Origin of the sequence: Pseudomonas sp. NPDC086112 (genome assembly GCF_044746425.1) — a bacterium.
Taxonomy (GTDB): domain Bacteria; phylum Pseudomonadota; class Gammaproteobacteria; order Pseudomonadales; family Pseudomonadaceae; genus Aquipseudomonas.
This window is the reverse complement of record NZ_JBIVCD010000009.1, coordinates 38,830-52,656: the sequence shown is the minus strand read 5'-3', so window position 1 is coordinate 52,656 and position 13,827 is coordinate 38,830. Positions and strand designations below refer to the sequence as shown.

Genomic DNA, 13,827 nt, shown 5'->3' with positions numbered 1-13,827 from the left:
GATGACGCGCGGGCGGCTGCTCAAAAAGCACAACAGACTGCTGACGAAGCTAACGAGCGTGCTCTGCGCATGCTGGAAAAAGCTAGCCGCAAGTAATAGTCCTTCGGGATTGTTATCAAGCCGACCCATTTTTTGGGTCGGCTTTTTTATTGCCCGCTGTTTCTGCAGGCCATAAAAAACCCGCCGACGCGGCCTGCGTCGGCGGGTTCCTTTAAAGCGTTACTGCTGCAGGTCGATCGGCGCACTCGTTACCATCGACGCCGATGCATTCGGCACGGCGATTTCCACCGGCAGGCCATCTTCAGCGGCAACCACGTCACGCACCACATCCCAGTTCATGCGCAAGTTGTTGGTGATGTCCTCACGCTTGAGCATCGCATTGATCACTGCGGTGTGCTTGTCGACCACCGAAGGGTTGCCCGAATCGTCCAGCGGCGTGTGCGCTTCCAGATAAACCTTGCCGGCGCTGAGGCCGAACTTGTATGGATCGTTGATGATCCGCACCGACGTCCCGACCGGCACCATGCTGGCCATTTCCAGCACGTTGTTGTTGAACATGCGGAAGCAGCCGTGGCTGGTGCGCATGCCGATACCGAATTTCTTGTTCGAACCGTGGATCAGGTAGCCCGGAGTGCCAAGCGTGAACTTGAACGGCCCCAGCGGGTTGTCTGGGCCGGCCGGCACCACGTTCGGCAGTGGATCGCCATCAGCGGCGTGCTCGGCCTTGATCGACGCTGGAGGCGTCCAGGTCGGGTTTGGCGTCTTGGCGGTGATGGTGGTATGGGCAATCGGCGAGCCCCAGCCTTCACGGCCGATACCCAACGGAAAGGTGTACACCACGTCCCGGCCTTTCGGGAAATAGTAGAGACGGTATTCAGCCAGGTTGATGACGATGCCTTCACGGGGGCCCGGCGGCAGGATGAAACGCGTCGGCAAGACGATTTCGGTCCCGGCGCCCGGCAGCCATGGATCGACCCCAGGGTTGGCCGCGACCATTTCCGAGTAGCCCAGATCGTAGGTGGTGCCAAGGTCGGCGAAGGTGTCTTCGTACTTGGCCTTGATCACTTGCACCTGGCCGATGATGTCTTCACCGGGAGGTGGCAGGGGTAGCTCCAATGCTGCTACCGGACCCGCGACACAGAGGGCGGCAAGAGACAGGCAGCGGGTGACGGCGGGAAAGCGCGGCAACATCCGGAAAATCCTTCGCATGATCGACAAGGGTATAAAAACGGGATTGTACACCGCTGCCCGTTATTTCGGGGAGGTCGAGAAGTGACAGGCGATGCAAGGCACTTGGGGGGCGCAATTTCCGCAAATGGATTTTTGCCCACACCCTTGAGGTGCATGGGGAGCCGCCTTCGCGAGCAAGCCCGCTCCCACACGTTCACTGAACATTTTAATGTGGGAGCGGGCTTGCTCGCGAAGGGGCCCTAAAGCTCGAACCGCAACTCAGGCCAGATCGGCGAGGTGCCGCGTTTTTGCGACTCCAGAATGGCCCGGCACAGCGAGCACAGGCGCTGGTCCTGGAACACGGTACGGTCGACGCTCGACCAGCGCGGCTGCGCCGGCAACAGGCTGCCGCACAAGGTTCGGTCCACCGAGCCGCCCAACTCCAACTGACGAGTCACCAGATGCACGCGCACTTCCTGGCAGGCGAACAGATCCAGCTGTTCGTCAGGCTCGATCAGTTGGTAGGCAAATAGGGACCAGGCAGGACGCGGCATCGGGGGCTCCAAATCGGGGGCGCCACCTTAGCCGAAACACCGCCGCTAGAAAAGCGTCAAAGCAGCGGTTTCAGTGTCGGCCAGACATTTTCCAGCAACTTGTCCTGAGCCGCCGCAGCCGGGTGCAGGCCGTCGCCTTGCATCAGGTCCGGATGACCGCCCACACCGTCGAGAAAAAACGGCACCAGCGGGATCTTTTTCTCATCGGCCACCTTGGTGAAAACCTCGGCAAAGGCCTGGGTGTAGCGCACGCCATAATTGGGCGGCAATTGCATGCCCAGCAACAGCACCTTGGCGCCACTGACGCGGGAGCTGTCGATCATCGACGCAAGATTTTGTTGCAATTGTGTTGGCGGCATTCCGCGCAGGCCGTCATTACCTCCCAACTCGAGGATAACCAGCTCAGGCTTATGCTCTGCAAGCAGCGCCGGCAGGCGCGCCCGGCCTCCGGCGCTGGTGTCGCCGCTGATGGATGCATTGACCACCTTATCGTCGAAACCTTCGCGCTTGAGCCGTTGCTCGAGCAACGACACCCACCCCAAGCGGGTATCCAGGCCGAAACCGGCGCTGATACTATCGCCAACGATCAGGACTGTACCCGCCGCTGCGTTCTGGGCCATGCACATCAAGGCCAGGCCAGCACTCAAAAACCACACACGCATCGGATTCTCCATGGGCGCAAGCATTCTCACCGCGAAGAACCTCAGCAAAGTGGTTCCGAGCGCGGAAGGTGAACTGACTATCCTGCACGAACTCAGCCTGGAACTGAACAAGGGCGATAGCCTGGCCATCGTCGGCGCCTCCGGTTCCGGCAAATCCACCCTCCTGGGCCTGCTCGCTGGCCTCGATCTGCCGAGCAGCGGTGAAGTCACCCTCGCCGGGCAAGGCCTGAGCAATCTCGATGAAGACCAACGCGCACGCATCCGCGCCGAGCATGTGGGGTTTGTTTTTCAATCATTCCAGCTGCTCGACAGTCTCAACGCTTTGGAAAACGTCATGCTGCCGCTGGAACTCGATGGCCGCAAAGACGCCCGTGAGCGCGCCACCGAACTGCTGCAACGGGTCGGTCTGGGCCAACGCCTGACCCACTCGCCGCGCCAGCTATCCGGTGGTGAACAGCAGCGCGTAGCGATTGCCCGGGCCTTCGCCGCCGAGCCCGACGTGCTGTTCGCCGATGAGCCCACCGGCAACCTCGACAGCCACACCGGCGAGCGCATCAGCGATTTGCTGTTCGAACTCAACCAGGAAAGCGGCACGACCCTGGTGCTGGTGACCCACGATGAACGCCTGGCACATCGCTGCCGGCGCCTGATCCGCCTTGAAGCCGGCCTGCTGGTCGCCCCTCTGGAGCCTTGATGGCACGCTTGCCGCTGTTGCGCCTGTTCAGTATCGCCCTGCGCCAATTATGGCGCGATGCCCGTGCCGGTGAGTTGCGCGTTTTGTTCTTCGCCTTGCTGGTGGCCGTGGCGGCGAGTACCGCAATCGGTTACTTCGGTGCCCGCCTGAACGGCGCCATGATGCTGCGCGCCACCGAATTTCTCGGCGCCGATCTGGTGCTCGACGGCAGCTCACCGGCGCGACTGGAACAGATCAGAAGCGGCACGGAGTTGGGCCTTGAACACGCTCAAGTGGTGGAGTTTTCCAGCGTCATCGCCACCGACAACGGCATTCAGCTGTCCAGTATCAAAGCCGCCGATGACGTCTACCCATTGCGTGGCGAACTGAAAAGCGCCCCCGCGCCCTTCGCGCCGGAAGAACCCGGTGGCGGACCGAAACCCGGCGAAGCCTGGGTCGAAGCGCGACTGCTGACCGCATTGGACTTGAAGATCGGCGACAACATCGACGTCGGCATGAAAACCCTGACGCTGGCGAGAGTGCTGACCTACGAGCCGGATCGCGCCGGCAATTTCTACAGCCTGACGCCACGGGTGCTGATCAACTTCAGCGACCTTGAGGCAACCGGCGTGGTGCAACCCGGCAGCCGGGTCAGCTACCGCGAACTCTGGCGCGGCAACGCCTCGGCGCTGGAAACCTATCGGCAGCTGATCAAGCCAGGCCTGGCGGCCAACCAGCGTATCCAGGATGCTCGCGATGGCAATCGGCAGATCGGCGGCGCCCTGGGCAAGGCTGAACGCTACTTGAACATGGCCAGTCTGGTGGCTGTGTTGCTGTCCGGCGTGGCGGTGGCGTTGTCGGCGACACGCTTCGCCACCCGCCGCTTCGATGCCAGCGCATTGCTGCGCTGCCTGGGCCTGTCCCGTCGGGAAACCATGGCGCTGTTCAGTCTGCAACTGACCGTACTCGGATTGCTCGCCAGCGTCAGCGGCGCCCTGCTCGGCTGGCTGGCGCAGCTCGGGCTGTTTGCATTGCTGCATGATTTATTGCCGACCGATGTTCCACCGGGTGGCCTGCTGCCGGCCATTGCGGGGATCGGCACCGGGCTGGTGGCGCTGGCCGGTTTCGCCCTGCCACCATTGGCCGCTTTGGGTCGAGTGCCACCGTTGCGCGTGTTGCGTCGCGACATGCTGCCGATTCCGTCCAGCAGCTGGATAGTTTATGGCGCGGCATTGGGCGCCCTCGGCCTGATCATGTGGCGCTTGAGCCTGGACCTGTTACTGACTTTCGCCCTGCTCGGCGGCGGTGTGATCGCGGCACTGGTGCTGGGCGGCTTGCTGTTTCTGCTACTGAAAAGCCTGCGCCGGATGCTGGCGCGCGCCGAATTGCCATGGCGCCTCGGGTTGGGCCAACTGCTGCGCCATCCACTGGCGGCGGCCGGTCAAGCCCTGGCCTTCGGTTTGATTCTGCTGTCCATGGCACTGATCGCTTTGCTGCGTGGCGAGTTGCTCGACACCTGGCAAAACCAGTTGCCAAAAAATGCCCCGAACTACTTCGCCCTGAACATTCTGCCGGCGGACAAGCAGGCCTTTACCGATCGACTGATGGAGTTGTCGGCACAATCGGCGCCGCTGTATCCGGTGGTGCCGGGACGGCTGATCAGCGTCAATGGCGAGCCGGTGCAGGACATCGTCAGCAAGGATTCTGCCGGTGATCGAGCCATTCAACGCGACCTGAGCCTGACTTGGGCGGCCGACCTGCCGGAGGGCAACAAACTCACCGCCGGCAACTGGTGGGATCAGCAACCATCGGATGAAATACCGGGAGTATCGGTGGAAGGTAAAGTCGCCGAAAGCCTCAAGCTCAAGCTCGGCGATCACATGGTATTCACCGTTGGCGGGGTCAATCGGGAAGCGAAAGTCACCAGTCTGCGGGAAGTCAACTGGGACAACTTCCAGCCGAACTTTTTCATGATCTTCCAGCCCGGCACCCTGAAGGACTTGCCGGCGACCTACCTGACCAGTTTCTACCTGGCGCCCGGTCACGATCAGCAGATCGTCGATCTGTCCCGAAGCTTTCCGGCAGTGACCATTCTGCAAGTCGAAGCGTTGCTGGCGCAGCTGCGCAGCATTCTCGGCCAGGTCACCCTGGCGGTGGAATACGTGCTGTTGTTTGTGCTGGCGGCGGGCATGGCGGTGCTGTTCTCCGGTTTGCAGGCAACGCTGGATGAACGCATTCGCCAAGGTGCATTGCTGCGAGCGCTGGGTGCCGAACGACAGTTACTGGTCAGGGCTCGGCGGATCGAGTTCGGCCTGCTCGGCGCGGTCAGCGGATTGTTGGCGGCACTGGGTTCGGAACTGGTGAGCCTGGTGCTCTACCGTTATGCCTTCGACCTGCCTTGGCATCCGCATCCATGGCTGTTGGTGTTGCCGCTGATCGGCGCCGTGTTGATCGGAGGCGCCGGTGTATTCGGTACACGCCGCGCTCTTAATGCCAGCCCCCTGACAGTCTTGCGCGAGGGTTGATAAACTCAAGCGCTCTGATCACGTATTCAACCACAAGAAGTCGCCATGAGCCGTTATCGCCCTCCCCGCACCGCTGGCACCGCGCTGATCACCCCCGAAGGTGAAGCGCGGATGCGGGCCGAGTTTCATGAACTCTGGCATGTGCGCCGACCGCAAGTGACGCAATCGGTCAGCGAGGCGGCGGCACAGGGCGATCGCTCGGAAAACGCGGAGTACACCTACGGCAAAAAAATGTTGCGCGAGATCGACAGTCGCGTGCGTTTTCTCACCAAACGGCTGGAAGCACTGAAGGTCGTCAGCGAGAAGCCCAGCGATCCGAACAAAGTCTATTTTGGCGCCTGGGTCACCATTGAAGATGAAGAAGGCAAAGAGTCGCGCTATCGCATCGTCGGGCCAGATGAACTAGACTTGAAACAAGGGCTGATCAGTATCGACTCGCCGCTGGCCCGCGCCCTGATCGGCAAAGCGCTGGATGCCGAAGTTCGAGTGCAAACACCGACTGGCGAACAGTGCGTTTATATTATAGACATCAACTACCCGTAACACCCCACCTACAACTTCGAAACAATAAGCTGCAAACATCCCCGCCTTCCAACTTGACTTAAAAACAACAAAGAGCAACTATCAAGCCGCCAGACAACCCGACAACTGACAATCTTGTTGACGGATGCCTGCTTCACTTACTCAGTTAACTTTATTCAAAGGAATGAATAACATGCTTGATCGCTGGATGAACAATACGCTACATATCGGCAACTTGCGTATCGACGAACTTATTCTGCCGGGGTCGCATGACTCAGGCTTTGACAAAAAAGCGACGAACGCATTTTTTCCTCAAGAGATCACACAAGATGTCAGCCCTCAGGAGCAAGTGGCCGCCGGCGTACGGGTGCTGGACCTAAGGGTAGAGTTCTATAGCGACAAGCCTATCGGCCGGGCACACCGCTTCCAGATTTTCCACAAGACGTCGTCCGGACGCACGGTCAGCGTCGATATCCTAGACATGGTGAATGACTTCTATGATACGCCTTCAACCAAATCGGCCCGGGCGCGGGAAATTTTCATTCTGGACTTTCACGAGTTCAAGAACTTTACCCCACAGGCTCATCAGGAGTTGCGTGAACTTATCAATAGTAAAATCGGTGACAGATCCATCTCTAAAGATCTGCGCCATTTGACGCTTGACCAACTATGGAATCAACACCCAGGAAAAACGGTCGTCGTTGCTTATAATCATTTCATTCAAAACTCCGACTTCTGGCCCGGAGTGGAACAAAAATGGTCTGGCGACAATGTCATGACCACCCAACAACTTAAAGCCTTTATGGACGAGGTCGCCACGCAATACAAACCTTCTTATGTGCTGCGTTCAATACAATGCGCCAAATACGTTTTACCACTCTTTGTACCCGACGATTTCAGTAACAAAATAGATACTTGGTTTGAATCGAATGACGAAAATAGTTATATCCAGAAGTTCTTCATTATCAATACCGATTGGACAACCCGCAGTCGAATTATCCTGAACTGCTTGCACGCCAATCAATTTCGCGGCAGGCAAAAAAAACGCCCACAATGACACGCAGGCCTCTTTCAGCGGCGAGTAATCAACCCTTGGCGAGCCACGCGAGTCAGCTGCCTGATCACTTCAGGCGCATCCTCGGCGTTGGGTGCCAGAATCACCGCCAGATCGAAACTGTCGTTGGCAAACCGTGCCAGTGACTCGCCGTCGTCGACAAACTGAATCAGGAAGGCAGCAGGCCCACCGGTACGACGTGGCCAGCCATCGAGGTAACGCAAAAGCGTCGGCTGATGTTTACCGCCAAGCAGGATTTTTGGATTGCGCTGAGTGAGGTGTGCCGTGATCGGCGCGGGGCGTATAACGGGGCTTAATGCATTCATTGTGTCGTGTCTCTGCCTCAAAAGTCTGCATGGCAGGTGAGAGGCAACACCGAACCAGCGCTTTAGCGGTATTTCGAAGCCTGTTTCAAGCTTCTATCGGCAACTGAATGAGTCACCTGGCGCCCCGCAAGTAGCTGTTTAAATCGGCGCATGGGCAGCATCCTAGAGAAGCTGACCAGACAGTGTCAAGAATCACGCACAACAAAAAAGGCCTGCACAGTGCGTCGCACAATGCAGGCCTTTTCGTCGAGCCAGGGCGGTCAGTCGGTGATGGCGCGGTCTACCGACAGCTTGCCTGCCCCTTCGATCAGTACCGCGAGGCTGCCACCGAGCAAAGCCAGGGCGAACTCATAACCGTTGTTAGCCATGAACAGACCGTTGCTGATGTGCACCGTGAAAATGGCCACCAGCGAGAGGAAGGTCAGCCCCAGCGCTGCCGGGCGCACCAGCAGACCGATGATCAACGCCAGGCCGCCGAAGAACTCGGTACCACCCGCCAGGATCGCCATCAGGTGACCGGGTGCCAGCCCAATGCTTTCCATGTACTGCGCGGTGCCGGCAATGCCGTAGCCGCCGAATGCACCGAAGAGTTTCTGAGAGCCATGGGCCGCGAAGATGATGCCGACGAAAATGCGCAGAATCGTCAGACCGTAGCCCGCGCGAGTGAACAGTACCTTGTTGATCAGAGTGCTCATGCTGTGTCATCCATTGTGAGTGTGTGTTGGTTGGCCGCTATATTAATCAGTAAAACTCATGTTAAAAGCGCAAAAAACGCACCATAACAATCAGATTAGTCGATCATTTCCGTGAGACCACTTTTTGCCCCTGGGGCTCCAACGACTCCCGCTCCCGATCGAACGCCAAGTAATACTTGTTCACGCTATTAACATAGCTGACAGCCCCCATTCCCACCTGCTCCATGGCAATGCGCTCGACCTGGAAGAACCACTGATTAGGATTCAAGCCGCGCCGCCGGGCCTCAGCGCGCATGCCTTGAACCCGCTCCGGCCCCATGTTGTAGGCCGCCAGCACGAACGCCATGCGCTCGCGCTCATTGAGTTTGGGGCTGGCAAAAAACTTGCGGCGAATCATCGCCAGGTACTTGGCGCCGGCCTGCACATTGGCGTCGAGGTTTTGAATATTACTCACGCCAACCCGTTGGGCGGCGGACGGGGTGATTTGCATCAGGCCGGTGGGGCCGCTACCGCTTCTGGCGTTGGGTTGCAGCGCCGACTCCTTGAAGGCCAGCGCTGCCAGGTTCAGCCAGTCCATGCCTTGGGCTTCAGCGTGTTTCTGCAACACCGGGCGAAGTTTTTCCAGGCGCTGCCGATCGGTCTTGGCCAAGGGATAGTGCACTTGATACAGGCGTCGATAGATCCGCAGGAACGCCGCATCCTGGTCCGACGGTTTCTTGTAAGTCGTCAGGAAGCGATCGATGCTCGAACGCAGCATTGAAGCGTCGCGGCGCACAAACCAGTATTCCTCGCCTGGCTCGCTTATAAGGACCTGTCGATCGAAGCGTAATTTGGGCAGGATCTTGCCCCAACGTTCGGCAATCGGTTGCTCGACAATCGTCAGATGAAAGATCCCGCCCTGGACCATTTCCAGCACGTCCTCGACCGCCAGGCTGGGATCGACCCACTCGATCTTCACCGGAGGCAGTTTGTGCAGCGCGAGCTTCTGATTGATCTGACTGACCGCATCCCCGGCGGCACTGCCGGTGGGCAGCGCGAGGGTTTTGCCCGAGAGTTGTTCGAGACGGGTGTAACGTCGTTCGCCTTTAATCCCCACCAGCAGCAACGGCACGTTACTGGCAATCGGCTGACTGGTACTGACGGCGAGGCCCGATTGCGGATCGAGTAATTCCCCCGGCGCGACCAAGTCACCCTCCCCGCGCTGCAACGCGCCGAGCAGTTGATCCTTGGCTTTGGGAATGATCTTGAGGGTGATTTCCTGGCCATCGCGGGCATGGCCATTGAGGTATTGTTCGAAAGCGCGCAGGCGGTGGTATTCAACGCCGATGGCCTGGCCCTGGACTTCACCGGAGCTGTTGCGGCTCTGGTTGACCAACACCCGCAACACGCGGCTGCTGCGAATCTCCGCCAGGTCGCGGACCTTGGCCGCCGGCACGGCTTGCAACGGCCCGGCCAGACGTGCAACCGCCGGCATGGGCAGTAGCAACGAGCAACACAGCAGTAACAAAACCGAGGGACGAATCATCCACTCTCCGGAAAGAATACAGGTCGACTTCATGGATGATTTCATGACGTCGAGCGACAGGAACAGAGCGCCTGAAGCGCTGGCAAAGTGCGTGAGAGTGGCACAGTGATGGCAATTCTACCAACCCGACCTGTCTCGCGGCCTCAACAGACAGCTTTAACTGGTTGTAGTTCTTGGCTTTTCTTATAAATCTACAGCTCTGATATGCTTTCCGGCCTTTGGTCCGAGGTAGCACCATGCAACTCATCGATATCGGCGTCAACCTGACCAACCCCAGTTTCGCCGACAAACACCAGGCTGTACTCGACCGTGCCTATGCTGCCGGGGTCTGCCAATTGGTGCTCACCGGGACCAGCGTCGAGGGCAGTGAACAGGCGCTGGAGCTGTGCCAGCAACTGGACGAAAGCGCTCAACGGCTGTTCGCTACGGCAGGTATTCACCCACATTCGGCCAGCGACTGGAACGCCGACAGTGATCAGCGTCTGCGCAGTTTGCTCAAGGAGCCGAACGTGGTGGCCGTGGGTGAATGCGGCCTCGATTTCAATCGTGACTTCTCGCCCCGCCCGCAACAGGAAAAAGTCTTGGAAGAACATCTGGCGATGGCGGTCGAACTGCAATTGCCGGTGTTCCTGCATGAGCGCGATGCCAGCCAACGATTGCTGGAGATCCTGCGTGATTACCGCGACCAGTTGCCAGCCGCCGTGGTGCACTGCTTCACCGGTGAAAAGAAGGCGCTGTTCAGCTACCTCGATCTGGATCTGCACATCGGCATCACTGGCTGGATTTGTGACGAGCGCCGGGGCACGCACCTGCATCCACTGGTCAAAGAGATTAAACGCGGGCGCTTGATGCTGGAGAGCGATGCGCCGTATCTGCTGCCCCGCAGTTTGCGCCCCAAGCCGAAGAATGGCCGCAACGAGCCGGCGTATCTGACTGAAGTGTTGCGTGAGGTGGCGTTGCATCGCGGGGAAACGGTGGAAGATTTGGCTGCACACAGCACAGCCTGTGCGCGGGCGTTCTTCGGGTTGCCCTCAATCCCTCAATAACCACACATCCCCTGTGGGACCGGGCTTGCTCGCGAAAGCGGCCTGCCAGTCACATTGATGTTGGATGTGCCGCCGTCTTCGCGAGCAAGCCCGCTCCCACATTGGGACTGCGGAGGATGTTGACCCATATCAAGAGTCGCCCCCCTGAGTAGCGGCACACTAATGGCACCTTGCCAAAACTGTTTCCGCTATCAGAGAAGACCTCCATGGGTGCCTGGCTTAGCAACATCTCGCTGAAATACAAATTCTGGGCGGTCAACGCCGTTGCCTTCGTCACCACCCTGTTGCTGGTGCTGTACGCCGTGCAGCTTGAACAACAGGCCCGCAGCCACGCCGCCCAGGCTTCGGCTCAGGCCCAGGCGCGATTGCTCAATGCCTGGCCTGCCGGGCAACCGCTGCCCAAGGCCGATAACCTGTTGACCTTCAATCGCGGACAGGCGCCGTTACTGAATGGGCAACCGCTGCTGGAGCTGACCGATACCAATGGTTGGGTCGAGATCAACGCTATGCCGCTGTTCGGTGAAAACCCGTTGATGGGCGCCGAGGTACTCACTCGCCCCGATGGCCAACAAATCGCGGTGATTGCCCATGGCCCGAGCCTGAGCCAAGTGTTCGGCGAACGCTTCACCCACTATGCGGTAGCGGTATTCATTCTGATGCTGGCAATGCTCGGCGCGTCGCAACTGTTGATCCGCTTCCTGCTCAGCCAGCTCAATACATTGAAAGACGTGATGCTCCATGTCGAGAAAAGCGGCGACCTGTCGGCCCGTGTGCCGCTGGCTTGCAAGGATGAAGTCGGACAGATGGCCAATGCCTTCAACGCCATGCAGGCCGGTTACCAGCGGGTGGTCAACACTGTCGCCAGCACTGCGCGGCAACTGGATGTCGGCGCCGCGCGGCTGGCCTCGAGCATGAACGAGGTGCGTCACGGCATGCTCGGTCAGCAAAGCGAAACCGATCAGGCCGCCACAGCGATCAACGAAATGACCGCCACGGTCCATCACATCGCCCAACACGCCGGCGCCACCCGCGACCTCTCGCAAACCGCCGATACCCTGGCCGGCAGCGGCCAGGAAGTGGTCACTCGGGTGCAGAAATCGATTGGCGGGTTGTCCACCGGCGTGCAGCAAACGGCCGAGATGATTCAGCGTCTGGCCGAGGACAGTCAGAAGATCAACGGCGTGGTCAGCGTGATCCACAGCATCGCCGAACAGACCAACCTGCTGGCCCTTAACGCCGCCATCGAAGCGGCCCGGGCCGGGGAAATGGGCCGCGGGTTTGCGGTGGTCGCCGATGAGGTGCGTAACCTGGCCAAGCGAGTCCAGGCGTCCACCGACGAGATCACCACCATGGTTTCAGCGCTGCAGGCCGGCACTCGGGACGCCGTGGATTTCATGCAGGAAAGCTCGTACAAGGCGGACGACTGCATGCAGCAGGCTCAGGAAGCCAGTGTGGCCCTGGCCGAAATCACCGGAGCGGTGGCGCAGATGCGTGAAAGCAATACGCAGATCGCAGTGGCGGCCGAGCAGCAGAGCCATGTAGCGGAGGAAATGAATCGGGCGGTGGTGAGCATTCGCGACGTCACCGAGGATACCGTGCAGCAGACCGTGAATTCGGCGATCACCAGCAATGAGCTGGCGATGCTGGCGGGGGAATTGAGCAAGGCCATTGGGCAGCTCAAGCTTTGAGGGCCTCTTCGCGGGCAAGCCTCGCTCCTACAAGGGCGCCGCTGTACCTGTAGGAGCGAGGCTTGCCCGCGAAGGCGTCAGACCGAGCAACATCAATCCTGACCATCACACCTATTGCGCCGATAGCCAGCCTCGATTCGCCGACGGCTTTCGCCCGGCCTATTCTTTGTTCAAGAGCCTCATCGAACCAAGGATAAGCATCATGGGCAAACGTCACCCCAACCTTCCCGCCTGGCAATGGCGAGCGTACCCGCATAATCACCAGCACCCGACCAATCTGGTGTTGCACCTGATTGCCGTGCCGCTGTTCATCGTGGCGTTTTTGCTGATGGTCTCGGGGGTGTTCAGCCTGGATCTGGCCAGTATCGCGATCGGCGTTATCGGCCTGATCGCCGCCCTGGGTCTGCAGCGCCAAGGTCATCGCCTGGAGGCGCAAGCCTCCGAGCCCTTCAGTGATCGCAAAGATGCGGTATCACGCTTGTTGGTCGAGCAGTTCCTGACCTTCCCACGGTTTTTCTTCAGTGGCGGCTGGTGGCGCGCCTGGCGTGAACGCCACCGCCGTCGTCACTGATCAGGCGAAAATCGTGACGGTCTGCCGGCTCATGGCGATCAACTGACCGTCTTCGCTCCACAGTTTCGCGGCGGCGTGCCCGTAGCCGTCAGCGGCATACTCGACTTCCACCAGGTACTTGCACCAGTCCAGTGTGCTCAACGCGAGCAACGGCTGGACGAATTCGATGGTCCAGGTCAGCGTGCTGCCTGCCGCCGGCTTCTTCAGATGCGACAACAAGGACGGCGGCCAGGCGTCGACCAGCGCCAGAATATGCGCCTCGCTGACCACCTCGTCCTTCCCTTCTCCACGCAAGCGCACCCACCCTCCCATGTCGCGGGAAGTGTTGCCGGTGAACGGCAGGCCACCGACACTCCAGCGCATTGCCAAATGACGCATGAATTCCGGGGTCACCCCTTTGATATAGGGCATTTCCTGGCAGTCGTCCCAGTGCTTCATCTCGGGCGCGGCGTTAGCCGTCACCGCCACTTCGGAAGGTCGCGAGGCGCCGAAGCTGCCCTGGACCAACGTCACCACTTGCCCCTTCTGTATCGCCCGGCCCAACACCTGGCTGACAGCTTTGCCTTCGCGCAACACATCGACTTCAAAACTGACTGGCACATCGGCTTCGACCGGGCCGACAAAGGTGATTGCCAGCGAACGCACCGGACGATCCGCCGGGACTTTTGCGCGCATGGCTTCGTATTGCAAGGCGGCTATCAGCCCGCCAAAACTCGCCCGGCCCTGGCCCCATTCCGCCGGAATAGACAGCTCCTGCGGCTGACTGCGCACAGCGTCGAGCAGATCGGAAAAGTGCATGGGAACCTCAGAGGCAAG

15 protein-coding genes are annotated in these 13,827 nt (G+C 59.6%); 8 read left to right on the top strand and 7 right to left on the bottom strand.

The genetic code is table 11. From position 1 onward, the window contains the following. The coding region (locus ACIPLA_RS09130) for an alanine-zipper protein (RefSeq protein WP_401173017.1) at positions 1–96 on the top strand (96 nt) is incomplete at its 5' end. 123 nt (positions 97–219) lie between these two features. On the opposite strand, the gene ACIPLA_RS09125 is transcribed toward ACIPLA_RS09130, so the two are convergent. From ACIPLA_RS09125 to ACIPLA_RS09115, 3 genes are all read right to left on the bottom strand, one after another. Continuing rightward, positions 220–1,191, bottom strand: a complete 972-nt coding sequence (locus ACIPLA_RS09125) for a L,D-transpeptidase family protein (protein WP_218397523.1) — start codon at positions 1,189–1,191, stop codon at positions 220–222. Positions 1,192–1,430: 239 nt separating this feature from the next. Beyond that, entirely contained in the window at positions 1,431–1,724 is a 294-nt protein-coding gene (locus ACIPLA_RS09120; RefSeq protein WP_008075246.1) for a hypothetical protein, read from the bottom strand. 56 nt (positions 1,725–1,780) lie between these two features. Then, a complete protein-coding gene (locus tag ACIPLA_RS09115; protein WP_192344074.1) occupies positions 1,781–2,386 on the bottom strand; it encodes an arylesterase in 606 nt (201 codons plus the stop codon). A 10-nt stretch (positions 2,387–2,396) separates the two neighbouring features. Between ACIPLA_RS09115 and ACIPLA_RS09110 the strand changes: the two genes are divergently transcribed. The 4 genes from ACIPLA_RS09110 (at position 2,397) to ACIPLA_RS09095 (ending at position 7,163) form a co-directional block, all read left to right on the top strand. Continuing rightward, positions 2,397–3,080, top strand: coding sequence for an ABC transporter ATP-binding protein (locus ACIPLA_RS09110; RefSeq protein ID WP_007899869.1), 684 nt, complete (start codon positions 2,397–2,399; stop codon positions 3,078–3,080). After that, a complete protein-coding gene (locus ACIPLA_RS09105) occupies positions 3,080–5,584 on the top strand; it encodes an ABC transporter permease (protein ID WP_401172984.1) in 2,505 nt (834 codons plus the stop codon). Before ACIPLA_RS09110 ends, ACIPLA_RS09105 begins: the two co-directional genes overlap by 1 nt. A gap of 45 nt (positions 5,585–5,629) precedes the next feature. Beyond that, complete coding sequence (gene greB / locus ACIPLA_RS09100; protein ID WP_123501220.1) at positions 5,630–6,127, top strand: transcription elongation factor GreB; 498 nt, start codon at positions 5,630–5,632, stop codon at positions 6,125–6,127. A gap of 172 nt (positions 6,128–6,299) precedes the next feature. Further along, positions 6,300–7,163, top strand: a complete 864-nt coding sequence (locus ACIPLA_RS09095) for a hypothetical protein (RefSeq protein ID WP_401172983.1) — start codon at positions 6,300–6,302, stop codon at positions 7,161–7,163. A gap of 14 nt (positions 7,164–7,177) precedes the next feature. Here the strand turns inward: ACIPLA_RS09095 and ACIPLA_RS09090 are convergent, their stop codons facing one another. From ACIPLA_RS09090 to ACIPLA_RS09080, 3 genes are all read right to left on the bottom strand, one after another. Continuing rightward, on the bottom strand, positions 7,178–7,486 hold the full coding sequence (locus ACIPLA_RS09090; RefSeq protein WP_052964043.1) for a hypothetical protein: 309 nt from the start codon (positions 7,484–7,486) through the stop codon (positions 7,178–7,180). Between the two features lie 260 nt (positions 7,487–7,746). After that, a complete protein-coding gene (locus ACIPLA_RS09085) occupies positions 7,747–8,181 on the bottom strand; it encodes a DoxX family protein (protein ID WP_123723181.1) in 435 nt (144 codons plus the stop codon). Positions 8,182–8,284: 103 nt separating this feature from the next. After that, positions 8,285–9,706: a transglycosylase SLT domain-containing protein gene (locus ACIPLA_RS09080; RefSeq protein WP_401173016.1), complete on the bottom strand. Its 1,422-nt coding sequence runs from the start codon at positions 9,704–9,706 to the stop codon at positions 8,285–8,287. A 236-nt stretch (positions 9,707–9,942) separates the two neighbouring features. Here ACIPLA_RS09080 and ACIPLA_RS09075 point away from each other — a divergent pair, with 236 nt between their 5' ends. From ACIPLA_RS09075 to ACIPLA_RS09065, 3 genes are all read left to right on the top strand, one after another. Further along, entirely contained in the window at positions 9,943–10,752 is an 810-nt protein-coding gene (locus ACIPLA_RS09075; protein WP_038982195.1) for a TatD family hydrolase, read from the top strand. 206 nt (positions 10,753–10,958) lie between these two features. Continuing rightward, complete coding sequence (locus tag ACIPLA_RS09070; protein ID WP_218397536.1) at positions 10,959–12,440, top strand: methyl-accepting chemotaxis protein; 1,482 nt, start codon at positions 10,959–10,961, stop codon at positions 12,438–12,440. 202 nt (positions 12,441–12,642) lie between these two features. Beyond that, complete coding sequence (locus tag ACIPLA_RS09065; RefSeq protein WP_008071687.1) at positions 12,643–13,011, top strand: Mpo1-like protein; 369 nt, start codon at positions 12,643–12,645, stop codon at positions 13,009–13,011. On the opposite strand, the gene ACIPLA_RS09060 is transcribed toward ACIPLA_RS09065, so the two are convergent. Next, on the bottom strand, positions 13,012–13,809 hold the full coding sequence (locus tag ACIPLA_RS09060) for an acyl-CoA thioesterase II (RefSeq protein ID WP_218397539.1): 798 nt from the start codon (positions 13,807–13,809) through the stop codon (positions 13,012–13,014). Between the last annotated feature and the right edge of the window lie 18 nt (positions 13,810–13,827).

Coding starts and splice junctions, on each gene's coding strand:
- ACIPLA_RS09125 (WP_218397523.1), bottom strand. CDS start 1,191: ATGTTGCCGCGCTTTCCCGCCGTCACCCGCTGCCTGTCTCTTGCCGCC.
- ACIPLA_RS09120 (WP_008075246.1), bottom strand. CDS start 1,724: ATGCCGCGTCCTGCCTGGTCCCTATTTGCCTACCAACTGATCGAGCCT.
- ACIPLA_RS09115 (WP_192344074.1), bottom strand. CDS start 2,386: ATGCGTGTGTGGTTTTTGAGTGCTGGCCTGGCCTTGATGTGCATGGCC.
- ACIPLA_RS09110 (WP_007899869.1), top strand. CDS start 2,397: ATGGGCGCAAGCATTCTCACCGCGAAGAACCTCAGCAAAGTGGTTCCG.
- ACIPLA_RS09105 (WP_401172984.1), top strand. CDS start 3,080: ATGGCACGCTTGCCGCTGTTGCGCCTGTTCAGTATCGCCCTGCGCCAA.
- greB (WP_123501220.1), top strand. CDS start 5,630: ATGAGCCGTTATCGCCCTCCCCGCACCGCTGGCACCGCGCTGATCACC.
- ACIPLA_RS09095 (WP_401172983.1), top strand. CDS start 6,300: ATGCTTGATCGCTGGATGAACAATACGCTACATATCGGCAACTTGCGT.
- ACIPLA_RS09090 (WP_052964043.1), bottom strand. CDS start 7,486: ATGAATGCATTAAGCCCCGTTATACGCCCCGCGCCGATCACGGCACAC.
- ACIPLA_RS09085 (WP_123723181.1), bottom strand. CDS start 8,181: ATGAGCACTCTGATCAACAAGGTACTGTTCACTCGCGCGGGCTACGGT.
- ACIPLA_RS09080 (WP_401173016.1), bottom strand. CDS start 9,706: ATGATTCGTCCCTCGGTTTTGTTACTGCTGTGTTGCTCGTTGCTACTG.
- ACIPLA_RS09075 (WP_038982195.1), top strand. CDS start 9,943: ATGCAACTCATCGATATCGGCGTCAACCTGACCAACCCCAGTTTCGCC.
- ACIPLA_RS09070 (WP_218397536.1), top strand. CDS start 10,959: ATGGGTGCCTGGCTTAGCAACATCTCGCTGAAATACAAATTCTGGGCG.
- ACIPLA_RS09065 (WP_008071687.1), top strand. CDS start 12,643: ATGGGCAAACGTCACCCCAACCTTCCCGCCTGGCAATGGCGAGCGTAC.
- ACIPLA_RS09060 (WP_218397539.1), bottom strand. CDS start 13,809: ATGCACTTTTCCGATCTGCTCGACGCTGTGCGCAGTCAGCCGCAGGAG.